Below are 24,230 nucleotides of genomic sequence, written 5' to 3'. Positions count from 1 at the left end.
TTATGCATCAATATTGGCATATTTTGCATTTTCTTCGATAAATTCACGGCGAGGGGTAACGTCATCGCCCATCAGCATGGAGAACGTCTCATCGGCATCCGCCGCATCATTGATGGTGACCTGTTTGAGCAATCGTCTCCCCGGGTCCATAGTGGTCTCCCAGAGTTGTTCAGGATTCATCTCACCCAATCCTTTGTACCGTTGGGTATGAATGCCCGGACCCTCCTCGCCATGACCGTACTTATCCAGGAAGACCTGGCGTTGCTGGTCAGTATAGCAATATTCGCTCACTTTATTCTTGTAAGTACATTTATAGAGTGGCGGTGTGGCGATATAGAGATGTCCTTCTTCGATGACCTTCGGCATGAATCTGAAGAAAAGGGTCATGATCAGTGTGTCGATATGAGAACCATCGACATCGGCATCGGTCATGATGATGATCTTGTCATACCGGAGTTTGTCGATATTGGCTTCCCTGTCGTCTTCTCCGTTGACGCCGAAGCGGACGCCGATACTCTGGATGATGTTCATGACAGACTCAGCTTCGAAGACACGGTGCCAAGGCACTTTCTCTACATTCAGGATCTTACCCCTCAAAGGCAGGATCGCCTGGGTGTATCTGTCCCGACCTTGCTTTGCGGAACCACCTGCGGAATCACCCTCGACGAGGAAGATCTCACAGTCTTTAGGATCTTTATTGGAGCAGTCTGCGAGTTTACCGGGCAGTCCGCCTCCGCTCATCACGTTCTTACGTTGTACGGTTTCACGAGCCTTGCGTGCGGCGATACGTGCCGTGGCAGCGAGAATGACTTTTTCGCAGATCTTGTGGGCTTCATCAGGATGCTCTTCCAGATAATTGGTCAATGCTTCGCCTACAGCCTGTTGAACGGCTCCTGCCACTTCACTGTTGCCCAGTTTGGTCTTTGTCTGACCTTCAAACTGTGGTTCGGCCACTTTGACAGAGATGACAGCAGTCAGACCTTCGCGGAAGTCTTCGCCTTGAATTTCGATCTTGGCTTTTTCGATCTGCTTGGAAATCGTGGGGTCATGGTCTGCATAGTTCTTCAGTGTCCGTGTCAATGCCGTCCTGAAGCCCTGCAGATGGGTTCCACCTTCAACGGTATTGATGTTGTTGACGTAGGAATGGATGTTCTCACTGTAGTCCGTGTTGTACATGATGGCCACTTCTACAGGGACACCTTCCTTCTCAGTCTTCAGATAGACGACGTCATCGAAAAGATGCGTGCGATGGCGGTCGATGTAACGCACAAATTCTTTCAGACCGTCCTTGGCATGAAAGACTTCCTGCCGCGTCTTGCCGTCTTCGTTCTTGCGCAGGTCTGTCAGCGTGATTTTCAATCCCGCATTCAGATAGGCCAGTTCGCGCATACGACTGGCAACCATGTCCCACTGAAAGACAACCGTGGTGAATATGGAGGCGTCAGGCCAGAACTGCTGGCGTGTGCCGCGCAGGTCCGTCTTACCTACTACTTTGACAGGATAAAGGGCTTTGCCCTTTTCATATTCTTGCTGGTAGATGTTCCCGTCGCGGAATACCTGTGACTTCATGTGCGAAGACAAGGCATTGACACAACTTACACCCACGCCATGGAGACCTCCGGAAACCTTGTAGGAAGATTTGTTGAATTTGCCACCTGCATGCAGGACGGTCATTACAACTTCCAATGCTGATTTATGCAGCTTGGGCTGCTCATCTACCGGGATGCCTCGACCGTTGTCTTGTACGGTAACAGAACCATCAGCATTGAGGGTGACTTCTATTTCTGTACAGAAACCGGCCATAGCCTCATCGATAGAGTTATCAACGGTCTCGTTGATCAGATGGTGAAGACCTTTTACGGAAATATCACCAATGTACATAGCAGGACGCTTGCGAACAGCTTCGAGCCCTTCTAGAACCTGAATATTTTTTCCTGAGTAATTCTCCTCAGGATCTTGATTTTCTGCCATTTGTTAGTATAGTAATATGTATTTGCAAAGATACTAAAATTATGTGATATACACAAAAGACTTACCGCATTAAAGTGAGGGTGAAAAGTTAAAAGACATGCCCTTTCCGGCGGTTGCCTGCTTATCTCTGGAAAAAGGTCTGAGAAAGCGGTTTTCGGGTATCTGACTAAAAGACAATGTGACGGATTATCACAAAAAAAAGCTGCGATTCATCCGGAATAGCAGCTTGATATGACTATACCAAACAGGATAATTATCCTAATTTGGCAATGTGGATACTGATACTCGACTTCAAGTTGGCAGCTTTATTCTTGTGAATAATATTCTTGTTCACCAACTTGTCCAAAAGCTTCTGTACTGTAGGATACAATTTCAGAGCTTCATCCTTGTTTGTTTCAGCACGCAATTTGCGAACTGCATTACGCATTGTTTTTGCGTAGTACTTGTTGTGAAGAGTCCTGACCTTGCTTTGGCGGATTCTTTTGATGTTAGATTTGTGATTTGCCATCTTTTTCTGTGCTTTATTTTTGTAGTCCCGAGCAGAATCGAACTGCTCTTTAGAGAATGAAAATCTCTCGTCCTAACCTATAGACGACGGGACCATTGCTGTTTTGCGTGTGCAAAGTTACCGCTTTTTCTTGATGTCTGCAAATTTTAGTCGTATTTTTTTCTTTTGACACTTGTTTTTTAGTATTTTTGCAATAAATGAATATGAAGACAAAGGCAATCCTCCTTCATTCTTTGAAGTACGGAGATCATCAGTTGGTCAGCGATTTCTTCACCGAAGAACAGGGCCGGCAATCCTATATCAGCCGTCTTTCAAAGTCGGGTAGAGGGCAAATCAAGAAACCTTTTTTTCAGCCGCTGACTCTGCTGGATCTGGAATATGACTACAGACCGAACAGCCGTTTGCAGCATATCCGTAATATCCGTATGTCCCGGCCTTATACCAGTATCCCTTTTGATCCTGATAAACTCTCTCTGGCGCTATTCATTTCTGATTTCTTGTATTATGCGATCAGAAACGAGCAGCGGAATGTCGCCTTATTTGATTTCATAGAGAAGAGTATGGAATGGCTGGATGATAAACCCGATTCCTTTGCCAATTTCCATTTGGTGTTCATGCTGCATCTGACGCGCTTTATCGGTTTTTATCCCAATATCGAGAGCCAAGTAGACCATTCTTTTTTTGATCTCCGTGAAGGGCAATTCGTCACTTTCCCCCCTCTCTATCCGGATTATCTCCGTCCTCAAGAGGCGCAGGTACTCAGTAGAATTCTCCAGACTGATTATTCTTCTATGGGGAACCTGACCTTCTCTCATGATGAAAGGAATCAGGCGACAGAAATGATCCTGCATTATTACCGTCTTCATGTTCCGGATTTCCCTGAACTTAAATCCTTTGAGATCTTAAAGCAACTGTATTCCTGAATGGCATGGTTGGGGTGTATTCACCTCCGACTATTGCCGTCGCTTTACATCTCTAACACCTGACATGGATATCTTCGGCAAGGTGGTGTCATGGACAAAGGCTCAATCGTTTCTTATGAGGGATCAGGCTCTATTATCTCTGTACAAATAGATGAGACATTAGTGGAAAACTTTAACTCCGGTCTTCTGCTTTCCCTAAATTATCAACGGGTAAACTGTTGCAGACGGGTGGATGGTCTCTTTCGGGTTCTGTAAAAATGGACATTTCTTAGTCTCGAGAATGTTGGCGCTATGTTTCTCGAAAGTGCCGCTTATGTTTCTCGAGAGAGCGGTTGATGTTTCTCGAAACTACGACGCTCCTTTTTTAGATCTGATAAGTCTCTCATTTCCTGATACTTACAATGTCGTTCGCATTGTGAATTTTTATGAATGTATTTGATCCTTCCCCTTTGATTGAAGAAATCCTTTCTCCCGAATAAAATTCGGCATAGCTTTATACTGAAAATTTGCGGTTATCAACTGGTAAATTCTGAAGTGAATTCGTTAAACTGATGAATGTGGCTGGTTGGCAAGTTATTCCTTTAATTTTTCGACTTGTAATGAAGACGATCCTATTCGGGCATTTGCTCCTAGAGACACTTTCCGGTGAGTTCGGCAATAGGCATAAAAAAACAGTCTGTGGAGGTTGATATGATTTCTTCCGCAGACTGTTTTTTCAGTCAGTTTGATAAATATACACTGGGCGTGTGACGTTATGCCAGGAGTTTCCTGACAATACCGGAGATCACTCTTCCTTCTGCACGTCCTGCCATTTCCTTATTGGCTTCTTTCATGACCTTTCCCATATCTTTCATGGAAGATGCCCCGAGGGAAGCAATGATTTCCTTTACTTTAGCTTCGATGTCTGCTTCAGACATTTGCTTTGGCAGATATTCCTCCATGACCTCTACTTGAGCCATTGACTCATCAGCAAGGGCCTGTCGATTGTTGGTCTTGAAGAGTTGGGCGTCATCCTTGCCTTGCTTGACCAGCTTCTGGATGATTTTAAGGCCTTTCTCATCAGAGAGTGTACCATCAGAACCCGGAGCAGTCTTGGCTTCCAGAAATTCCTTCTTGATGTTACGCAATGTCTCCAAACGAACTTTATCCTTGGCTTTCATTGCCTTTTGGATATCTAAGCTGATTTGATCAAATAATGTCATGATGCTAAGAATTTTAATATTTGCTATGAACTATTCGAAAGTGATGGTGCCCTGCACGTCTTGTTTGTCTTCTTTCTTGTCACTTTCCTGAGGTGTATCTGAAGACTGGTTGCGGATATTCTCCAACATACGGGTTGTACGTTTGTAGGTAGGCGTATTCTCGACGGCGAGGATGATATCCTCATTGTCGAGGTCCTCCGGTCTGAAATGGAAAATATGGGGCCGACGCTTGTACATACTGCTTTTCCCGTCTTTTCCATAATACCGGTTTCTGCGGTCTTGGCGTTCAGCTTCCTTCTCTTTTTGCTCTGCCATTTTGGAAACTTCTTCCTGGTTGTGCTTTTTGTCCAGATGGTTGTTCATGCCGTCTACGTCTTCGATACCGAACCCCGTAGCCAGGATGGTCACCTTTACCTTATTGCCTAAATCCGGATCGATAGCCAGTCCCCACTTGATTTCGAAGTTGGCTTTAAACTGATGCATGAAGTCATTGACATCATTCATCTCTTCCATCTTCAGGCCTGACTTACTGTTCTTCTCATCACAGAAATTGATGCTCAGCAAGATCTTCTTGGAATGGAAGATATCATTGTCATTAAGCAGGGGTGAATTCAGGGCATCGTCGATAGCCTTCTTCACCCGGCCTTCGCCTTCACCGTAACCTGTGCTCATGATAGCCACACCACCGTCTTTCAAAACGGTCTTGACGTCGTTGAAGTCTAGGTTGATGACACCGTGAGTCGTGATGATCTCTGCAATGCTTTTGGCTGCAACACTCAGGGTGTCATCGGCTTTCCCGAAAGCATCGAGGACAGTGAGTTCCGGATAGATCTCTCTCAGGCGCTCATTGTTGATGACCAACAAAGCATCTACATGTTTGGACATTTCTTCGACGCCGTCGAGAGCCTGATCTATCTTCCGGTCGCCCTCAAAACTGAAGGGGATCGTGACGATTCCTACAGTCAGGATTCCCAGTTCTTTGCTGACCTGCGCGATGACAGGAGCAGCACCTGTTCCCGTACCTCCACCCATACCGGCAGTAATGAAAGCCATTCTGGTACCATCACTGAGCATATCCTTGATGTCTTTGATGGAGTCTTCGGCAGCCTGGTGAGCCTTTGCAGGTTTGTTGCCTGCGCCAAGTCCCTCCTTGCCTAATTGAAGATGGACGGGCACAGGAGAATCATTCAACGCCTGATTATCAGTGTTGCATACCACGAAGTTAACATCATGGATGCCTTCACGATACATGTGGTTGACGGCGTTTCCGCCCCCGCCACCTACACCGATCACCTTGATAATGCTCTTATGTGGCTCGGGTTCGTCGAAATCTAGTATATTTGTTTTTGTGTCTGTATCTGCCATGTTCGTCGAGTTATATTATGGTCTACAATAGAATCTGGTTGATATGTCGGAAAGTTATTCGTCTTCGGAAATGATGTTCTGACCGAATTTCTTTAGTTTGTTGAGGAATTTATGTCCCCAACTGTTTTCCTTTTTCTCTTCAGCCTTTTTCCTTTCCAGTTCTTCTGCTGCTATACGGGCCTCTTCCTCTTCTGCTTCCCTTTTCTTGCGTGCATCCTCCAGTTCCTGTTTTTCTGCTGCAGTGAGTACGATGCCGGAACCTGTCGTGACTTTCGGATCCCGGATTTTCTGACGGCGATCAGCCACTGTTCCCGGTCTGCCTTCTGCGGCAGCTGCATTCTTGAAGAGGTCGTTTCTGATTTCCTCGCCGGCACAATTCATGTCACCTTTTGCCAACAGACTGAGGATGGTATTCATCGTACCGTCATGGACATTGATCTTGGGATCGTTGGAGTGAATGGTCGGTATGACAAATTTGGCAATGCGGATCTTCTCAATATGAGTGTATTGACGGAATGCCGTGTCAATATTCGGCATGTTGCTTCCGCCGCCGGTCAGAATGATGCCGCCTAGGAGTTTGTCTGTGTATTCATTTGGAATCTGGAACCATACATTTTCGATGATTTCCTCTACCCGTGCCTCCACGATCTCAATGAATTTACGACAGTCTACTTTCCGGTCTTTATCGATCTGGTAGGATATCCCGTCCTTAATATCTTTATTGTCAGTATAAGCGCTGGCATATTTCAATTTCAACCTTTCAGCCACTGATTCCTCGATCTGAAGTGAGGTGAGGTCTTTGGTGATATTGTTGCTGCCAAGAGGGATGACGGTGAGAAAGCGGAGCAGGCCTTTGTAATAGATCGACACCGTTGTCGTCTCAGCCCCGAGATCAACAAGCAGACAACCGGAACGTCTCTCGGTTTCTGTCAGCACATTGTCGGCCAGAGCGAGAGGGGCGAGGTACATTTCTGCTATGGCAATGCCGGCATTGTCGAAACAAGTATTCAGACTGTTGTAGAATTTCTTCCGCCAAAGGATATTGAGGAAATTGCCTTCCAGACGATTGCACTGGATGCCGACAGGGTCAAGTTGATATTGGTTATCGACCTTATATTCCTGAGTGACCGCATCCAGGATATCCTGTTCAGTATAGGACATGTTCCTGTTCTCGTCCATTTTCTCATTGATCATCTCCTGAGTCACCTGAGTGTTGTCAGGCAATTCTTTGATGATGACATTCTTTTCACTGTGGATGGATTGTCCACCTACACCGACATAGACATGTGTAATTTCCTGTTTGAGATTAGACCTTAGGCTCTTGATGATATTAGTCAGGGCTTGACCGGTTTTCTCCATATTATAGACCACACCTTTACGAATGCAGGACTCGGACTTCTCCTCGACAACAGAGAGCACCGTAATGCTGCCGTCGAGATTCTTTTGTCCCGCTATACCGGTCATCTTTGATGAGCCCAATTCAATGGCTACGATAAATTCTTTTGGCATATGTATCTACGTTGATTTATAATTTTTATGGCAAGCCGGAATGGTCAGGCTTCTTCGACTGTTTACCTCTCTTCTTGGCTGGTATTATCCATCTGTAACGGATGGCCTATATACTCTCACTCTCGCCTTTGTCCTTGCGCTTCTTGCAGATGATCTGATTGTCAAATTCCAGATTGATGTAGGAATATTTGTTCCATCCTGCCTGTGAGAGCCCATACATATAGAACTCCTTCAAGCGCTTCAGGTTCTTTTGCACGTAGGCGGCTACCATTTCCTGTCGTTCGGCAGGGTTGTTGCTTTCAGGGAGATTGCCGATATAAACAATATGGTCACCCACTCGCGGTACCAGTTCTATGCCTTTCCCGGGGAGCACGTTGATCTGTTCGATCTGATTCTTCCACAAATCATCTGACATGATCGTCTTGCCCAGGATGGAGAGGTATCTTTCGGCAAACCATTTGGAGATATGACCTGTCACAATGATGAGGTTGCTGACATATTTCGTGTTCGGCATGACCGCATTATTGTCATCCAGATAGTAATCATCTCCATTGTCACTCTTTATTCTGATGAGGGGCATGCGTTGGGTGATGTTGATGTACAGTTCACCTTCTACGGTCTTATAGCATTGTGCGGTCTTGACGAACGCACTTTTCTTCAGCATGTCCTCTATCTGTCTGGTATTGACGATCTGCATCGGTTTCCCCAAGGGATACAACTGATGGTCTACCAGACGTTTCTTGATCTCTTTCGCATCCAGGAAGCCGTTGGTCATCTCATCCTGAATGTTGATTTGAACTTTCGTGCATATTCTGTTGGTCTCATCAGACAGATGAAAGTCTGCGAAAGCGAACAGAAGATATACACCCAGTATGACATCCAGTACGACAATAATTGTTTTCTTCCAATTGATGCGTCGCATTATCTTTCTTCAAGGATTTTCTTAATCTGTGGGCAATAATTGTCCAGATCTCCAGCGCCCAGAACGACCAGTACATCAAACTGATGGTTCTTGACAAAATCCAGTACGTCTTCCTTCTTGATCATCGTTTTCTCTATGCCTGCTTTCAGGTTGTCATAGATGAGTTGGCTGGTTACGCCCGGAATGGGTTTCTCACGTGCCGGATAGATTTCGGTGAGGATTACTTCGTCGAAATGACTCAGGGAGTCCGCAAAGTCTTTGTAGAAATCCTGGGTACGTGTGTACAGATGAGGCTGGAAGATCACTGATATCTTGCGCCCCTTGAACAGTTCCCTAAGGCTTTTTGCACACTGCAGTATTTCTTTGGGATGATGACCGTAGTCAGATAGGAAAACGAGGTGATCGTTCTTGATCTTGAAATCAAAGCGCCGCTCAACACCGCTATAGGTCTTCATACCATAACGGAGTTCGTCAGGCGTACACCCGTTGAGTTGTGCCATAGCCATAGCTGCGACACTGTTCTCGATGTTGATGGGCACGGGTTGTCCCAAGACGATATTGGGGACATTCTCGACAGGAGAAACGAAGTCAAAGGAAATATTCCCGTTTTCTATTTCGATGTTTTCAGCATGGAAATCACCTTCGTCGCGGCTGTAGGTGTAAGTTGTCACGCCTGTCTGCACATGGGGCTTAAGTTCCAAACCGGTATGGATGATCAGTGCACCTCCCGGTTGGATGAGTTCTGTATAGTGGCGGAAACTCTCCAGATAGGCTTCTTTCGTGCCATAGATATCTAGATGATCTGGGTCAGTTGCGGTGATGACGCTCATCCAGGGACGAAGCCAGTGGAAAGAGCGATCGAATTCATCAGCTTCGATGACCACGAAATCACTCTTATCTGAAAGGATATAATTGGTGCCGTAATTCTTGGAAATACCCCCGAGAAAAGCATTACAATCGATATGACTTTGGTGCATGATATGGGCACACATCGTTGAGGTCGTCGTCTTCCCGTGAGTCCCTGCAACACATAATCCCTTATGGGACCTTGTGAGTATGCCAAGGACTTGGGCACGCTTCTGTACTTCGAAATGATTCTCCCGGAAATAGACCAGCTCTGCCTGCGTAGCAGGGATAGCCGGCGTATAGACCACGAGTGTAGATTTCGGATCCCTGCAAGCATGTGGAATGTCTTCTGTATTGACCTCATAGTGGATGAGCATACCTTCCTTTTCCAACTGGCGGGTGAGGATGGATGGTGTCCGGTCATACCCGGCAACGACCAAACCTCTGTAAATGAAGAATCGTGCAATGGCACTCATCCCGATGCCGCCAGCACCTATGAAATATACAGCTTTAATATCTTTCAGCTCCATGTTCTTATAAATATTTTACTTATTCTTCGTTATTTCTCTTAGTTCTCTGAAAGTGACAGGTTATTTCCCCAATGCCAGTTGAATGACATGATCGGCAATGACATTTGCAGAGTCTTTCAGTCCCAGTTTTTTGATGTTCTCACTTAGGGAGTGGAGTTTCTCGTCATTCTGGACCAGTTCGAGCGCTTCCTTCAGTAATACCTCAGGTGCTTCGGCATCCTTGACATAGACGGCAGCGTCTTTATTGACAAGTGCCATGGCATTCTTCGTCTGGTGGTCTTCTGCAACGTTCGGACTGGGGACGAGGATAACCGGTTTACCGATCAGACAGAATTCACTGATACTGCTGGCTCCGGCACGACTGATGATCAGATCTGCAGCCTTGTATGCTGCACCCATATCGCTGATGAAATCACTTACGAACAAGTTGTCCGGTTGCCCAAATGCCTTTACGGTAGCCTGCATATCTTTGAAATAATATTTCCCGGTCTGCCAGATGAGTTGTGCATTGGCATTCTTCACCATGTCCAGGTGTTGGCTCACACTCTCATTGATGGTTCTTGCGCCCAAACTTCCCCCTACCAGCAGAATGGTCTTTTTATTCGGATCCAATTTGAATTCCTTGCGTGCTTCTGCCTGAGTCAGGTCAGTATTGATGACATTTTGCCGGACAGGGTTTCCTGTCATTATAATTTTGTCTTTAGGGAAGAAGCGTTCCATTCCCTCATAAGCTACACATATTCTAGTTGCTTTCTTGGCGAGGAGTTTGTTGGTCACTCCTGCGTAGGAGTTTTGCTCCTGAATTAGGCAAGGAATACCCTTTTCAGCACATACGTTCAACGTAGGACCGCTGGCATAGCCACCAACACCTACAGCCACCATAGGTTTGAATTTCCTGATGATGCGCTTGGCCATTTGCTCGCTTCTGAAGATCTTGAAAAGAACAATAATGTTCTTTAACAAATGTTTGCGGTCAAACCCGCAGATCGGAAGTCCCTTGATCTCATATCCGGCTGCGGGGACACGTTGCATTTCCATCCGTCCCTGAGCGCCCACGAAGAGTATCTTTGCATCGGGGCGTTTGGATTTTATTGCATTAGCAATAGAAATGGCCGGGAAAATATGACCTCCCGTTCCGCCACCGCTGATGATAATCCTGAGTTCTTTGTCCATTGTTTCGTGTTGTTTATTTCGCAAAATTAAGCAAAAAAAAATTGTTTTGGTAATTTTTGTGCATTTATTTCAGTCCCTTGCAGGTGATAGAGAGTTTTTGTCCTCCCCTTCCTTACTTTTCGGACAACCCTGTTTCGAGTGTATTTCTTTGACTTAACCGATTGCCGGAATTCCCTGTAATGGTATATTTTGTATCTTCTAATCTGATTTCTTGTACCTTGGCTACTTAAACATGCGATGCAGACAGGTTTGTGTTCATTCCTTTCTGGAGATTCAGATTCCCTTCCTCGAGAGTCTCTTTCTTTTTCTTTGCAAACCTGCTGACACTCAGGATGACTCCCACATAGACGCAGTTGATCACCGTTGATGTACCGCCTTTACTGATGAGGGGCAGAGGTTGCCCGGTAACAGGTGCCAGTCCTACGGCTACGAGCATGTTGAATATGGCTTGTATGACGAGGAGCAAGGCCAGTCCCATAGCCAGAAATGCGGGGAAGTTGTGTTCGCAACGGTTAGCGATCTTCGCAGTCCTGAAGAGCAGTATCAGGTAGAGGAGTACGACGAATACGGCTCCTTCTATGCCCATTTCCTCGATGATAATCGCAAAGATGAAGTCGGAGAAGGCTTGTGACAGGAAGTCCCTTTCCACAGAGTTTCCCGGTCCTTTTCCGATAACGTTGGAGGACGCAATGGCAATATTGGCATGTGCCTTCTGCCCGTCTTTGTCTAGATCAACTTTCTCAGGGGGCACTTCCTTGCTGTTGAAGAAACCGTTGATACGCGATTTCCAAGTGTCAGCACGGTGGAAAACTTTTCCGAAGAACCCTGGTTTCTCTTGCTTCTTGGATACTGCTTCCGTCAAGGTCTTGTTCTTTGGCGGAGTCTTGTCGTTCCCCAGAATCATGATAGAACTGAAAAGTATAAAGAAGACCAGCATGACGACACCGATTAACTTTCCTAACTGATAACCGGGGATGCGACCGATGAACATCATACAGAAAATCGTGGCTGACAGGAGTACTGCCGTAGACAGGTTCTCCATCATGATGGGCAGGATGATGAACAAACTGACAATCAGTATATACCTTAAAGCCCTTCGGTCTGCCCCCTTGTCTGTCTGCATGGCGCTGAGAATTTGCGCGACAGCCAGCACCATAGTCCCCTTCGCAACTTCGGAGGGTTGGAATTCGATTCCTATGAAATTCATCCAGCGCTGTGCCCCGTTGGTCGATTGTCCGGTAAAGAGCACCCATATCAGTGTGAGGAAAGAAATGATGAGCAGGAAGGGCGTGAAAATCTTAAAGTATTTACACGGGATATTGAGTGTGACCACCATAAAGAACAATCCTATGATGAGTGTTCCAACATGTTTCAAGACAGGGCTCCAGTAGTTTCCTCCTTTATAACTCAGGGAACTCGAAGCCGAATAGACTTCGGTTATACTGATGAGGCAGATGAAGAAGAATACCATCCAGATTACCTTATCGCCTTTGAAGATATTGTTTATATCCTTTCTTATGTTTTTTGTGTTGGTTGTCATGTGGATTGAAATATTTTTCACTTTGCCCCGTTTCCCCTTTAACCTATACCGGCAGAGGGAAGGGGCTAACCTTTACAGATTTCTGACTAGAGCCTTGAATTGGTCTCCGCGGTCTTCCATACACGTAAAAAGGTCAAAACTGGCGCAGCAGGGACTCAGCAGAACAGTCTCTCCGGGCTTAGCCATTTCATAACAAGCTTGCACACAGTCTTTCATGCTATGAGTGTCACGGACAGGCAGTCCCAGTGAGTCGAAATTCTTGTGCAGTTTCGTATTGTCTTTCCCCAGGTAGACCAGTCCTACACATTTCTGTTTGACCAGCTCCATGATATGGCCGTAGTCATTGCCTTTGTCCTTCCCGCCGAGGATGAGGATGGTAGGTGTCTTCATGCTCTCCAGTGCATACCAACAGGCATCCACATTCGTAGCTTTTGAGTCGTTGATGTATTCTACTCCGCCTACCTTGCACACTTTTTCCAAGCGATGCGGGACTCCCGGGAAATCACTCAGGCTCTTGCGGATGACCTCTTTCTTTATCCCTGTAATATTAGAGGCGAGTCCGGCAGCCAGACTGTTGTAGATGTTATGCTTGCCTGTCAAACTCAGTTCTTCCTGTTCCATATTGAATGGAGTAGGATATTCCAAATGGTATTGTCCGTCTTCGATATAACCGATGGAGCCTTTCTCCTTCAACTCTGAGAATGGGCATTGGATGGCTTTGATGTCATATTTCTTCAGTTCCCTTGCAATGACAGGATCATCATTCCAATAAATGAAATGATCGTCCTTGGTCTGATTCTGGGTGATGCGCATCTTGGCTGCGGCATAGTTCTCGAATTTATAGTCATACCGGTCGAGGTGGTCTGGCGTAATATTCAGGAGGATGGCTATGTTGGCATGGAAATCATACATGTTGTCCAACTGGAAACTGCTGAGTTCGATGATATAGTATTCATGCGGATCCTCAGCGACTTGCAAGGCAAGGCTCCTTCCGATATTGCCTGCCAGCCCTGCATCATATCCCGCTTTCTTGAAGATATGGTAGATCAGAGAGGTCGTTGTGGTCTTGCCGTTGCTCCCGGTGATGCAAATCATCTTGGAGTGGGTGTATCTGCCGGCAAATTCGATTTCGCTGATGATATGTGTACCTTGTTTCATCAGTTTCTGCACGATTGGGGCTTCCTTCGGAATACCCGGACTCTTGATGACTTCATCGGCATTGAGGACCTTGTCTTCCGAGTTCTGCCCTTCTTCCCAGACGATGCCGTGGTCATTCATGAGTTTCTTATATTTGTCTTTGATTTTTCCACTGTCTGAGACGAACGTGTCAAAACCTTCTTTCTTGGCCAGGACAGCAGCGCCACTGCCGCTTTCTCCTGCACCTAATATAACAATTCTACTCATAACTGCAAAGTTTATACTTTATAATAAAATCGACAGACCGGAATTTGGAATGCCAGGATAAGTTTTGTGAGTGTCCTGATCGGGGGATTCTCCCTTCATTGGTTCCGGTCTAGAACTATCTTATAGATTCCTTACCTTATTTTAAGGGTGATGATTGTCAATGCGGCGAGAATAATGGAGATAATCCAGAATCTGACCGTAATTTTAGACTCGTGATACACCGTCTTCGGATTTTTAATCAGATAGTGCGTGTTGGCATCGAGTTGATTGAGTTGTGTCCTGTAATGATCGTGGAGTGGGGCACGTTTCAGAATCCTTTGCTTGATACCTTTGCGGGTACCTGCTTTGGCATAGTAGACCTGCACGATGACGCTCAGACTTTCTACGAGGAAGATACCACATAGGATAGGGAGTAAGAGTTCCTTCTTGATGAGGACGGCGCCGACACCGATGATACCTCCGATCGTCAGAGACCCCGTATCTCCCATGAATATCTGTGCCGGATAGGCATTATACCATAAGAATCCGATAAGGGCACCGACGAACGCGCAGAAGAACACGACCAGTTCTTGCGCCCCCGGGATATACATGATATTGAGGTATGCTGCCAAGTTGATGTGCGAACTGACATAAGCGAGGATGCCGAGTGTCACGCCGATGATGGCCGAGTTGCCGGCACACATCCCGTCCATGCCGTCATTCAGGTTGGCTCCATTGGAAACGGCTGTGACGATAAAGATCGTGACGGCGACAAAGAGTATCCAACCTGCTGCAACCTTATGTTTGCCGCAAAAACTCATGACCCTGGAATAGTCGAGGTTATGGCCTTTGACAAATGGGATGGTTGTCTTCAGTGATTTCCGCGCCTGCATCCGGTGCTTGATGACGACTTCCTGTCCGTTTTGCTTTTCGACGGCAAGGTTCTCGTTGATTTTGACATCAGGAGAGGCCCAGAGCACCAGTCCTACAATCAGTCCGATACTGAACTGCCCGAAGATTTTATATTTTCCTTTCAGACCTTCCTTATTCTTCCTGAAGATCTTGATGAAATCATCCATGCCACCCAGAAATCCCAGCCATATTGTTGTGATGATCATCAGTAGCAGATAGGTGTTCCGTAAACGCCCTAAAAGCAAAACAGGTATCAGGACAGCGACGATGATAATGATTCCTCCCATAGACGGGACACCGACCTTCTTGACACCGAATGGGTCAATGCTGGCGTCACGCTGAGTCTCTGTGATCTGCTTGCGTTTCAGAAATTTGATGAATTTCTCTCCGAACCACGCTGAGATGACCAATGACAAGATCAGTGCCAGTAAGGCTCTGAATGAGATGTAGCCCCACAGGCGTGAGCCGGAAATTCCAAATTGGTCCAGGAATCTGAATAGATAATATAACATGTTTTCTTTGTTAGGAATTATTTATTAGGAATACCAAAGATGTTTCTCAGTACTTCCCGGTCATCGAAGTGATGCTTGACACCCTTGACATCCTGGTAGGTCTCATGACCTTTTCCTGCGACGAGGACAACATCTCCCTTTTTGGCCATCGCACAGGCCGCTTTGATTGCTTCTTTGCGGTCGACGATGGTGATGACCTTCTTCTTTTGCTGGTCATTCAGTCCTACCATCATATCATTGATGATAGCTTGCGGCTCTTCAAATCGGGGATTGTCTGTAGTGATAATGACCTGATCACTCTGTCTGACAGCCTCTTGGGCCATCAGCGGACGCTTGCCCTTATCCCGGTTGCCTCCTGCGCCGCAAACGGTAATGATCCTTCCCTTTCCGTTCAGCACTTCATGGATGGCATTCAGAACATTTTCGATGGCATCAGGCGTATGAGCATAATCGACGATGGCTGTATACCCTTCCGGTGAATGGACAGGTTCGAGACGCCCGCGGACACTGTGGAGCGTGCTCATGGCCACGAGAACGTCTTCCGGTTTCTTGCCCAGCATGACTGCTGCACCGTAAACGGCAAGAAGGTTGCTGACATTAAACTTGCCTATGAACTGTACGGCTACTTCCTTTCCATTGATTTCGAGAAGCATTCCTTCAAAATGAAACTCCAGTATCCGAGCCCGGAAATCTGCCATCTTGTTGATGGAATAGGTCTTGATCGTAGCCTTCGTGTTCTGAACCATGATCATACCGTTCTTGTCATCAGCATTGGTGATGGCAAAAGCATCCTTGGTCAGTCCGTCGAAGAACGCCTTCTTGGCATTACGGTAGTTCTCGAAAGTTTTATGGTAGTCCAGATGGTCACGGGTAAGGTTGGTGAAGAGTGCGCCTTTGAATTTCAGGCCGCCGATCCTTTTCTGATGGATAGCGTGCGAAGAGCATTCCATGAAGGCATACTGGCACCCAGCCTCAACCATTTTCGCGAGGAGTTGATTGAGTTCTATGGGATCTGGTGTCGTGTGGTCAGCCGGATAGGGCGTGTCGTCTACATAATTGATGACGGTTGACATCAGTCCGCATTTGTAACCGAATTTACGGAACAAATGATATAATAAGGTGGCAATGGTCGTTTTTCCATTCGTACCTGTAACCCCTACGAGGGTGAGGTGTCTGGAAGGGTCACCATAAAATAAGGTGGTCACCTTGCCTACTGCATCTTCTGTATCTGCGACTTGTACGAATGTGACGCCGGTAGGGAGTTGCTTCGGCAGATCAATGCAGAGTACTGCTGTGGCTCCGGAGGCAATGGCCTTAGAGATGAAAAGATGACCATCTACCTGGGTGCCTCTTTCTGCGATAAACAAGAATCCATTCTGCACCTTCCTGGAATCTATCTGGACACCTTTGATTTCAATGTTTGCATCACCGATAATTTGAATCGGTTTGATGTTCTTTAATAATTCTGATAATTTCATAATTATGATGCTGTATTATTTTCCTGATTATTGTGATAAGTCTTATTTGTTCTCCAATGTCAAGTCACAACTCTCGCCTTTGCGAATCTTGTGTCCTGCAGGCAGACTCTGCCGTACTACTTTTCCGGTGCCGTGCAGGCGAACCTTTACACCTCTGCTCTCGATCAGGTAGACGGCATCCCGGGCGCCCATATTGAGAACATCCGGAATCTGTGACTTACTGTAAAGTGGGGTCTTGTAGAGGGCAAGTTTGTGGTTGTTGATGTTCTTGGTCTTCCCCCAGACCGGATTCCCGTCAGCATAACTTCCGCTCCAGTCAGAGTTGACAGCGATGCCGAGATGGGAGAGGACATAGTCTGCAGACAGAATATTGCCTGCCTTTACGTCCGGTATGAGGACAGACGAGGAATCCCGTGCTGCGCTCACATCCAGTTTCAGGTTCTGTGCCATGATACCCTCTGCGATGTCGTGGAAGATGACTCCGCTCATTCCGCCTCCTGATGCCGGTAAACCGGTTTTCTGGATGCAGACGATACAACTGTATTTCGGATCATTGGAAGGAAAATAGCCTGCAAAACTCAACAGGTAGTTGATACCTCCCACTTTATAACCTCCTGAACCTTTGGATATCTGGGCCGTACCGGTCTTGCCTGAAACTTCGAAGGATTTGGATCCCGCTTTCTTTCCGAGGCCTACGCTGACGACCTGTCTTAAGATGGTCTGAATCTTGCGAAGTGTGCTCTCCTTGCAGATATGTTGTCTCATGACTTCCGGTGGAAATTCCATAATGGTTTTACCATCCTTGACAACACGTTGTACAAATCTCGGACGCATCATGACACCATTATTGGCGATAGTATTGTAAAAGGTCAGGGTCGAGATCGGCGGCACTTGAGATTCGTAACCGATACTCATCCAAGGCAGTGCCGTACGACTCCAGTTGTCATATTGCCCGTGGTGATTCTTGTGCGGCATACGTATCCGGGCCGGTGTAGCACCGATAAGCGGGATTCCCAAATTGTCTGCAATACCGGTCCTGTAAATACCTCTGACATATTTCTCAGGGTCATTCCGGTAATGGTCATCGATAATCCGGCTGACTCCCACATTGGAACTGTACCATAGTGTTTGGGGAAGAGTCAGAACGCCGAATCCGCCACGTCTCCAGTTAAAGTCCTTCATCTGTCTTCCGTACATATTCCAGACGCCGTTACCGGTATTGACGCGATAAGTGGTGTCGACGACACCGTCATCCAAAGCGACCATAATACTGGCAGGTTTGAATACAGACCCAGGTTCGAGCAAGTCGCTCACGGCATGATTCCTGAGCTCTCTATATTTTCCGTCAAAGCATTTCTCCATATTGACGATGGCTTTGATGTCTCCGGTCTTGACTTCCATGACGATGGCTACACCGACGTTCCCGTTGACCTGTTTCAGTTCGTTGACAACAGCTCTTTCCGCAATGTCCTGCATATTGACATCTAGTGTAGTGACAATGTCAGCCCCATCTATAGGAGGCGTGTCAGTAATGTTCAGGAACTTATTCCTGATCTTCCGGCGATGTACGATTCCATTTTGTCCTCTCAAGATAGAGTCGTAGGACAGTTCCAGACCGAATCTAGCTGTGTCTTTTGCTCCGAACATTGCCCCGATCGTACGACTGGCAAGAGAACCGTAAGATCGTTTCCTGGCGTCAAACTCTTCCCAATGGAATCCGCTCTTGTCAGGTGACAGACGGAAGACCGGGAAACTTGCGATATGGGTAAAGGTCGTATAGTCTATCCGTTTTCCCCAGATCGGCCAGTGCCTGCTTTTTTTGGCCCGTCCTTCTTCGAGATGGAGTTTGAAGTAACCCACGCCTTTTTCAGGGAACACTTTATGGAGGTCCCTGCAGATTGCATCTTCTTTTGCATTCCAAAGCGAATCATTATGTGCTTGGTGCAAGGCGACGAAGTCCATATATATCTTGAATTCCGGCAGACTGCTTGCGAGCAGTTGGCCGTCGCAACTGAGGATATTCCCTCGATTTGGCCTGACACAGACAGAGTCGCGTTTGACTCGGTCTGCCACCTTCATCCAGTAATCATGTTTTGCGGTCATGATATAGATGGTCTTGCCTAAGATGACAAGGGCTGTCAGTGCCAATAGAATAGCAATGGCCCTGTAACGGGGCATAACTTTCTTGGATTCGAAATTATTCATCTTTATCAGGAACGTTGATGATATAAGGAGGTTGGTTAGCGATATGCAGATCGCTGTCCTTATTATTTTTCAAAAGATTCAGAACCTGGCTTTCGCGGCTTCTTTCAGTCAGTTGGCTACTGCTGGACAGAGCTTGGTATTTAGCGTTCTGCAATTCTGTCTGCAGGTTGTTGATTTCGATGAGGTCTTTCTGAATGCCGTAGCGGTTAGAGATATAGATGATGGTGAAAGCGACGATCAGCAAGATCAATCCCATTTGGTTGCGGATGAATGTGGCATTGAGAATATCTCCACCGAGAATTTTCTTCAGCGTGAAATTGGAGGAGTGCGGGGCTTCATATTCTGTTGCTTCCTGAGCGATAGTTTCCTGAAATGTCTTTCCATCATTCAAATCAGTTGAGGCAGTTTCCTGCCCCTTTGCAGCCGATTGGGCTTCAGCCTCCTTCTTCGCAGTTTTCGGTTGAGCTGTGGCATCTAAGGGTGTTGTCTTTTTCAGGCCTTCATCCTTATCTTTGTTCTGATTGCTGTTTGAAATTCCTTTCATTTCTTTTCTGCAATTCTGAGTTTTGCACTTCGGCTTCTGGGGTTTCTTTCCAGTTCCTCTTTGTCTGGAGTGATCACTTTATTGTTTATCAGTTTGAAGGGCGTATTGATCTGTCCGTAGAAATCAGAAGTAATTTTACCTTTGATATTGCCGGATTTCATAATGTCTTTGACGATCCGGTCTTCGAGAGACTGGTAGGTGATGACCACCAACCGCCCTCCGGGCCGGAGTAGTTTTTCGGCAGAGAGCAACAGTTCAGTCAAGGCTGCCATCTCGTGGTTGACTTCTATCCGAAGAGCCTGGAAGAGTTTTGCCATGTCTTTCTTTTCTCGGTCTTTTTTAAAGAGCGGCTCTACTTTGTCGAGCAAGTCTTGGGTCGTGACAATTCGTTTCTGTGCACGAGCCTTGACCAGAACGGAGGCGATCCGGCGCGCATTCTTCAGTTCTCCATAGAGGTAGAGAACATCCGACAACCGTTCCTCATCATAATTATTGATGATGTCTGCGGCAGTCGTCTCCGACTTCGTATTCATTCTCATGTCCAAAGGCCCGTTGAAGCGGAAGGAAAAACCTCTGCTTTGATCGTCGAAAAGGTGACTGGAGACACCCAGATCAGCTAAAAGTCCGTCAATGGCCTCTACATGATAGTAGCGCATCCAGTTCTTCAAGTATCTAAAATTCGAGTGGATGAAGGTGAAATGTTCGGTTTCTTTGTCCCCGTCGACAGTGCAGTCTCCGTGGATATTGGCTTCAGCATCCTCATCCTGATCAAAGCTATAGAGATGTCCCTTGCCTTCAAGCTTTGAGAGTATCTTTCTACTATGGCCGCCGCCGCCGAAGGTGGCATCCACATAGATACCGTCTCTATGGATATTGAGACCATCTACGCTTTCTTCCAGAAGGACAGGTATATGATACGGAGTTGATTCTTGCATGTTTTAAACTTTCACGAACTATAGCGTTCTATTTTGAAAGGGGCTGGTCATCCTTATTCTGTGGGAGAGCAGACGGTTCTCCTTCTTCATCTATCTTTGTCCCATTTCCCATGTTTTCTTCATGAGAAGTGTCTGTGGACATAATGTCCTGCAAGTCTTTGACAAATTCCCCGGTGTCCATGAATGGAGAATCCTCTTTAGAATGGCACCAGATCTCAATGGTATCATCCATACCGATAAAGCGTACCTCCTCCTGAATGTTTGCCATTTTCAGATAGCGTTTGGGAATGAGGAATCTTCCGTTTCCGTCAAGAGTGATGAGTTCGACATCAGAAACAAACATCCGGAAAATCTGTTGGTGCTTTTTGTTCCAGCGGTTAAGTTTGCTGCGAAGTGCATCCAACTGATTGTTCCACACTGATTCAGGGTAGAGCACCAGACAAGGCTGAAAGATATCCTTGCGCAATACCAGACGTTCCTCTCCTGCTGTCTGCATTTCTCTACGAAAAACGGCAGGCAGAAAGACCCGTCCTTTCTTGTCGGTCTTTGCTTCAAGATGACCTAAAAACCTCATCCTTACCTCTTTATATGATATCAGGGTTCAAAGTTACATAATTTTCCCCACAATCCTCCACTTTCCACCACAAATTTTATAAAACTTAATATAAATGATTAAGACTAGGTATCAGAGTTTCCCCAAGTCATCCCTAAAAGGATAGAATAGGTAGAGAAGTGCAGGACTTGAAATGCCCATCAGGCGTCTCACTGCCTATGGAAACCTAGGGGGACACACACTTGACCTTCATGCACGATTGGGTTAAAGGTATATTTGGCCTTACAACTTAAAAACAGTATTGCGAAGTCTTCAACAGGTTTCTGAACGAGCCTTCAGGAAGTTACCTCTTTTATTATTTCCAGCCTTTTGCCCTGAACAAAGCGAAATCTTTCCGATAAAGATGATTATTTTAGCACTTTTTTAAAGTAAAAAGTTACGTATTTAAAAAACATGTGCTACTTTTGCACAGTATTAGTGTATAAAGAAATATGAGTGAGGCGGTTGAGAAAACGATAGACTTAGATAAGATCATCAAGCAGAAGATGGGGAGAAAATCTAAATATGTTCCCCGGTTCGTCGTATCGTGGCTCAAGCATATTGTTCATTTGGATGAAGTGAATCGGTTTCTCTGGGAGAGCCGGGACAAGACAGGGACACCTTGGTTGAAGGCCTGTGTCCGTTATTTGGGGATGACCTTGGAAATACGAGGCGAAGAGAATCTCCCTGACAAGAATGACGGCAAAGTCTATACTTTCGTGTCCAATCACCCTTTGGGAGGCGCTGATGGTGTAGCTCTGGGCTCAATTATCGGCGACCATTATGACGGAGCTTTCCGCTATTTGGTCAATGACCTGCTTTTGTTTCTGCCAGGTTTGAGACCCGTCTGTATCGGTATCAACAAGACCGGATCTCAAGGGAGAAGTTTCCCGGCTATGGTGGAGAAAGGATTTCAGAGCAATTATCATATGTTGATGTTCCCGGCAGGACTTTGTTCTAGAAAGATCAAGGGTGTCGTTCATGATATCCCGTGGAAAAAAACATTTATTTCAAAGAGTGTGGAATACCATCGTGACGTAGTGCCTGTTCACTTCAGCGGGCAGAATTCGGAGAAATTCTACCGGATAGCAGAAGTATGCAGTTTTCTGCATTTGAAGTTTAATTTCGCCATGTTGTTTTTGGTAGATGAGATGTATAAAAATGTGGGTAAGACTTTTCGAATATCAATAGGGAAGCCGATACCGTGGCAGACGTTTGATAAGAGCAAGACTCCTAAACAGTGGGCCAAGTATGTGGAAGATATCGTCTATCGACTCTGAGGCCCATTTCTTCAGTGGAAGTATAATAGTACCGTCACAAAGGCTTACAATCCTTGAGCTCCGGGAAATCTTTAAATCATAACCAATAATGGAAGAACAGATTATTCAACCGATCAGTAGAGAAGTACTTAAGAGTGAACTGACGCCGGAGAAAAAACTTCGTACGACAAATAAAAGCCATAATGATATCTATATTATCACGGCGAATGACTCTCCTCATGTCATGCAAGAAATCGGAAGACTGAGGGAAATTGCTTTTCGTACTGCTGGTGGTGGAACGGGGAAGTCAATGGATATCGATGAATATGATCTAGGAGATAATTGCTATAAGCAACTGATTGTCTGGAATCCGAAATCTAATGAAATAATAGGAGGCTATCGTTACCTGGCAGGGAAAAACTGGAAGTTGGATGACAAGGGACAGCCTAAATTGGCAACGAGCCATATGTTCCATTTCTCTCAGAAGTTCCTGGATGAATACATGCCGTGTACGGTAGAACTGGGACGTTCATTTGTCTCCTTGGATTATCAGAATATCCGGAAGAATACGAAGAGCATTTTTGCCCTCGACAACCTCTGGGATGGTCTTGGCGCACTGACTGTCATTATTCCTGATCTGAAGTATTTCTTCGGAAAGATGACGATGTATCCGTCTTTCAGCAAGAAAGGGCGTGACCTGATACTCTATTTTCTGAAAAAGCATTTTGAAGACAAGGATAAGTTGATCGTTCCCTATACACCTTTGAAAAGCGTTACCTCGGAAAGTGAGTTGAAGTCTGTACTGACAGCCGATAACTTCAAGGACGATTATCGTAATCTCAATCATACCGTGCGTGAGTTGGGGTACAATATTCCACCTTTGGTCAATGCTTATATGGGGTTGAGTCCGACGATGAAAGTCTTCGGAACAGCCATCAACCATGAATTTGGAGAGGTGGAAGAAACGGGAATCCTTATCGCCGTCAATGAGATTCTGCAGGAGAAGCGGGTAAGGCATATCAACAGTTATATCAAGGAACATCCGGAAGCTCTGGACTTGTCGAAAGGAAGAGATTCGATGTTCTTCCTGCATAAGAAAAAATAATCAGCGGTCAGAGGCTTTAGGCCTGGAGAACCGCATCGTTTATATTCAATTATAAATAAAGGAGAAAGTTATGAACAATAAAATCAAGTTAGTTTTACTTGGACTGGCAGTGCTCCCTATGAGCGCCTTTGCACAGTCAACTTATGAGAACATCAATACCCAACAACAGGCAACTACCGATTCTTCCACCGCTACTGTCAGTGCATCAGAATTGGAATCCGCAGCAGGTATGACCCCTGAGGAGAAAGCCTATCGGGATAAATTTGTCGCTGATTTGCAGGCTACGGGCCAGAAAATCAATGAGAATGCTGAAGTTTGGGAACAGGAAACTGCTAAGCGGGGCTATCCTAAGAAGAAAACCGTTCAGGAAAAGGCAAATCTGGTGGACCATTACATCTTCCTGCTGAGTACTCAACTCTCTGATTCCCGTCTCAATCGCTTTATTGACAAGCAAAAGGTTCAGGACAAGATCACTTATTGGCAGAATTATCGCCAGGCTCTGAATAAATTGATGTAAGGTATATCCGCTTTACGAAAATCAGGCTGTTCTTTCCGTTTTTCCGATCATAGAATGAGAGGGAGAGGGAAGGAGCAGCCTAACTCTGTACTTGTAGTGTTAGCTTTTACATCCCAATTAAAATAGGTGGATCCGTTTACAAACGGTCTCACGATAGTTTGTAAGAGGAGAGGGCACAGTTATTAATCTTGGGGATTTAACAATTTGCCTATGCATATAATTGTGCAACTCTGTATAAGAAGAACTTCACATCTTCCACTCCCCTGAAAGTAGTCCTAAAACTCTTTAGCTTTGCATTG

General features: G+C 45.9%; 19 protein-coding genes and 1 pseudogene. 4 read left to right on the top strand and 16 right to left on the bottom strand.

What is annotated here, in order from left to right; translation table 11 throughout:
- Positions 1-1,971, bottom strand: coding sequence for a DNA topoisomerase (ATP-hydrolyzing) subunit B (gyrB, locus tag NG821_RS01415; RefSeq protein ID WP_252759878.1), 1,971 nt, complete (start codon positions 1,969-1,971; stop codon positions 1-3).
- A 253-nt stretch (positions 1,972-2,224) separates the two neighbouring features.
- On the bottom strand, positions 2,225-2,479 hold the full coding sequence (gene rpsT, locus NG821_RS01410) for a 30S ribosomal protein S20 (protein ID WP_252759877.1): 255 nt from the start codon (positions 2,477-2,479) through the stop codon (positions 2,225-2,227).
- 203 nt (positions 2,480-2,682) lie between these two features.
- Between rpsT and recO the strand changes: the two genes are divergently transcribed.
- Positions 2,683-3,402 (top strand): DNA repair protein RecO, encoded by a 720-nt coding sequence (recO, locus tag NG821_RS01405; protein ID WP_317233068.1) that lies wholly within the window; start codon positions 2,683-2,685, stop codon positions 3,400-3,402.
- A gap of 752 nt (positions 3,403-4,154) precedes the next feature.
- On the opposite strand, the gene NG821_RS01400 is transcribed toward recO, so the two are convergent.
- From NG821_RS01400 to mraZ, 14 genes and pseudogenes are all read right to left on the bottom strand, one after another.
- Positions 4,155-4,604, bottom strand: a complete 450-nt coding sequence (locus NG821_RS01400) for a GatB/YqeY domain-containing protein (protein ID WP_252759875.1) — start codon at positions 4,602-4,604, stop codon at positions 4,155-4,157.
- 30 nt (positions 4,605-4,634) lie between these two features.
- Positions 4,635-5,969 (bottom strand): cell division protein FtsZ, encoded by a 1,335-nt coding sequence (gene ftsZ, locus NG821_RS01395; protein WP_252759874.1) that lies wholly within the window; start codon positions 5,967-5,969, stop codon positions 4,635-4,637.
- A gap of 54 nt (positions 5,970-6,023) precedes the next feature.
- Complete coding sequence (ftsA, locus tag NG821_RS01390) at positions 6,024-7,478, bottom strand: cell division protein FtsA (RefSeq protein ID WP_252759873.1); 1,455 nt, start codon at positions 7,476-7,478, stop codon at positions 6,024-6,026.
- Between the two features lie 106 nt (positions 7,479-7,584).
- The gene (locus NG821_RS01385; RefSeq protein WP_252759872.1) at positions 7,585-8,400 is read right to left on the bottom strand and encodes a cell division protein FtsQ; all 816 of its coding nucleotides are present in this window, start codon (positions 8,398-8,400) and stop codon (positions 7,585-7,587) included.
- Positions 8,400-9,776 (bottom strand): UDP-N-acetylmuramate--L-alanine ligase, encoded by a 1,377-nt coding sequence (murC, locus tag NG821_RS01380; protein WP_252759871.1) that lies wholly within the window; start codon positions 9,774-9,776, stop codon positions 8,400-8,402. The genes NG821_RS01385 and murC overlap by 1 nt, the downstream gene beginning before the upstream one ends.
- A gap of 60 nt (positions 9,777-9,836) precedes the next feature.
- Positions 9,837-10,949, bottom strand: a complete 1,113-nt coding sequence (murG, locus tag NG821_RS01375) for an undecaprenyldiphospho-muramoylpentapeptide beta-N-acetylglucosaminyltransferase (protein WP_252759870.1) — start codon at positions 10,947-10,949, stop codon at positions 9,837-9,839.
- A 226-nt stretch (positions 10,950-11,175) separates the two neighbouring features.
- On the bottom strand, positions 11,176-12,489 hold the full coding sequence (locus tag NG821_RS01370) for an FtsW/RodA/SpoVE family cell cycle protein (protein WP_252759869.1): 1,314 nt from the start codon (positions 12,487-12,489) through the stop codon (positions 11,176-11,178).
- Positions 12,490-12,561: 72 nt separating this feature from the next.
- A complete protein-coding gene (gene murD / locus NG821_RS01365; RefSeq protein WP_252759868.1) occupies positions 12,562-13,893 on the bottom strand; it encodes a UDP-N-acetylmuramoyl-L-alanine--D-glutamate ligase in 1,332 nt (443 codons plus the stop codon).
- Between the two features lie 131 nt (positions 13,894-14,024).
- A complete protein-coding gene (gene mraY, locus NG821_RS01360; RefSeq protein ID WP_252759867.1) occupies positions 14,025-15,296 on the bottom strand; it encodes a phospho-N-acetylmuramoyl-pentapeptide-transferase in 1,272 nt (423 codons plus the stop codon).
- Between the two features lie 17 nt (positions 15,297-15,313).
- Complete coding sequence (locus NG821_RS01355; protein ID WP_252759866.1) at positions 15,314-16,774, bottom strand: UDP-N-acetylmuramoyl-L-alanyl-D-glutamate--2,6-diaminopimelate ligase; 1,461 nt, start codon at positions 16,772-16,774, stop codon at positions 15,314-15,316.
- A gap of 42 nt (positions 16,775-16,816) precedes the next feature.
- A complete protein-coding gene (locus NG821_RS01350; protein ID WP_252759865.1) occupies positions 16,817-18,979 on the bottom strand; it encodes a penicillin-binding protein in 2,163 nt (720 codons plus the stop codon).
- Positions 18,972-19,523, bottom strand: coding sequence for an FtsL-like putative cell division protein (locus tag NG821_RS01345; RefSeq protein WP_252759864.1), 552 nt, complete (start codon positions 19,521-19,523; stop codon positions 18,972-18,974). The genes NG821_RS01350 and NG821_RS01345 overlap by 8 nt, the downstream gene beginning before the upstream one ends.
- Positions 19,520-20,458: a 16S rRNA (cytosine(1402)-N(4))-methyltransferase RsmH gene (gene rsmH / locus NG821_RS01340; RefSeq protein WP_252759863.1), complete on the bottom strand. Its 939-nt coding sequence runs from the start codon at positions 20,456-20,458 to the stop codon at positions 19,520-19,522. The genes NG821_RS01345 and rsmH overlap by 4 nt, the downstream gene beginning before the upstream one ends.
- Before the next feature lie 118 nt (positions 20,459-20,576).
- A pseudogene (gene mraZ, locus NG821_RS01335) lies at positions 20,577-21,032 on the bottom strand (division/cell wall cluster transcriptional repressor MraZ); the annotation flags it as partial.
- Between the two features lie 470 nt (positions 21,033-21,502).
- On the opposite strand from mraZ, the gene NG821_RS01330 reads away from it, so the two are divergent.
- The 3 genes from NG821_RS01330 to NG821_RS01320 all read left to right on the top strand — a co-directional run bounded on the left by NG821_RS01330 (position 21,503) and on the right by NG821_RS01320 (position 23,931).
- On the top strand, positions 21,503-22,330 hold the full coding sequence (locus tag NG821_RS01330; protein ID WP_252759861.1) for a glycerol acyltransferase: 828 nt from the start codon (positions 21,503-21,505) through the stop codon (positions 22,328-22,330).
- Positions 22,331-22,418: 88 nt separating this feature from the next.
- Positions 22,419-23,414, top strand: a complete 996-nt coding sequence (locus tag NG821_RS01325; protein ID WP_252759860.1) for a GNAT family N-acetyltransferase — start codon at positions 22,419-22,421, stop codon at positions 23,412-23,414.
- A gap of 70 nt (positions 23,415-23,484) precedes the next feature.
- A complete protein-coding gene (locus NG821_RS01320; RefSeq protein ID WP_252759859.1) occupies positions 23,485-23,931 on the top strand; it encodes a hypothetical protein in 447 nt (148 codons plus the stop codon).
- The last annotated feature ends 299 nt before the right edge of the window (positions 23,932-24,230 follow it).

This window comes from Segatella cerevisiae (genome assembly GCF_024054555.1).
GTDB lineage: Bacteria > Bacteroidota > Bacteroidia > Bacteroidales > Bacteroidaceae > Prevotella > Prevotella cerevisiae.
Note: the sequence above shows the minus strand (reverse complement) of the source record. Positions and strands in the feature narration are given on the sequence as shown.

Excerpts from the sequence above, each read along its gene's own strand:
- NG821_RS01370 (WP_252759869.1), bottom strand. The coding sequence starts at position 12,489 with ATGACAACCAACACAAAAAACATAAGAAAGGATATAAACAATATCTTC.
- NG821_RS01355 (WP_252759866.1), bottom strand. The coding sequence starts at position 16,774 with ATGAAATTATCAGAATTATTAAAGAACATCAAACCGATTCAAATTATC.
- rpsT (WP_252759877.1), bottom strand. The coding sequence starts at position 2,479 with ATGGCAAATCACAAATCTAACATCAAAAGAATCCGCCAAAGCAAGGTC.
- NG821_RS01400 (WP_252759875.1), bottom strand. The coding sequence starts at position 4,604 with ATGACATTATTTGATCAAATCAGCTTAGATATCCAAAAGGCAATGAAA.
- murC (WP_252759871.1), bottom strand. The coding sequence starts at position 9,776 with ATGGAGCTGAAAGATATTAAAGCTGTATATTTCATAGGTGCTGGCGGC.
- murD (WP_252759868.1), bottom strand. The coding sequence starts at position 13,893 with ATGAGTAGAATTGTTATATTAGGTGCAGGAGAAAGCGGCAGTGGCGCT.
- ftsZ (WP_252759874.1), bottom strand. The coding sequence starts at position 5,969 with ATGGCAGATACAGACACAAAAACAAATATACTAGATTTCGACGAACCC.
- gyrB (WP_252759878.1), bottom strand. The coding sequence starts at position 1,971 with ATGGCAGAAAATCAAGATCCTGAGGAGAATTACTCAGGAAAAAATATT.
- NG821_RS01325 (WP_252759860.1), top strand. The coding sequence starts at position 22,419 with ATGGAAGAACAGATTATTCAACCGATCAGTAGAGAAGTACTTAAGAGT.
- recO (WP_317233068.1), top strand. The coding sequence starts at position 2,683 with ATGAAGACAAAGGCAATCCTCCTTCATTCTTTGAAGTACGGAGATCAT.
- NG821_RS01385 (WP_252759872.1), bottom strand. The coding sequence starts at position 8,400 with ATGCGACGCATCAATTGGAAGAAAACAATTATTGTCGTACTGGATGTC.
- ftsA (WP_252759873.1), bottom strand. The coding sequence starts at position 7,478 with ATGCCAAAAGAATTTATCGTAGCCATTGAATTGGGCTCATCAAAGATG.
- NG821_RS01330 (WP_252759861.1), top strand. The coding sequence starts at position 21,503 with ATGAGTGAGGCGGTTGAGAAAACGATAGACTTAGATAAGATCATCAAG.
- NG821_RS01320 (WP_252759859.1), top strand. The coding sequence starts at position 23,485 with ATGAACAATAAAATCAAGTTAGTTTTACTTGGACTGGCAGTGCTCCCT.
- mraY (WP_252759867.1), bottom strand. The coding sequence starts at position 15,296 with ATGTTATATTATCTATTCAGATTCCTGGACCAATTTGGAATTTCCGGC.
- NG821_RS01350 (WP_252759865.1), bottom strand. The coding sequence starts at position 18,979 with ATGAATAATTTCGAATCCAAGAAAGTTATGCCCCGTTACAGGGCCATT.
- murG (WP_252759870.1), bottom strand. The coding sequence starts at position 10,949 with ATGGACAAAGAACTCAGGATTATCATCAGCGGTGGCGGAACGGGAGGT.
- rsmH (WP_252759863.1), bottom strand. The coding sequence starts at position 20,458 with ATGCAAGAATCAACTCCGTATCATATACCTGTCCTTCTGGAAGAAAGC.
- NG821_RS01345 (WP_252759864.1), bottom strand. The coding sequence starts at position 19,523 with ATGAAAGGAATTTCAAACAGCAATCAGAACAAAGATAAGGATGAAGGC.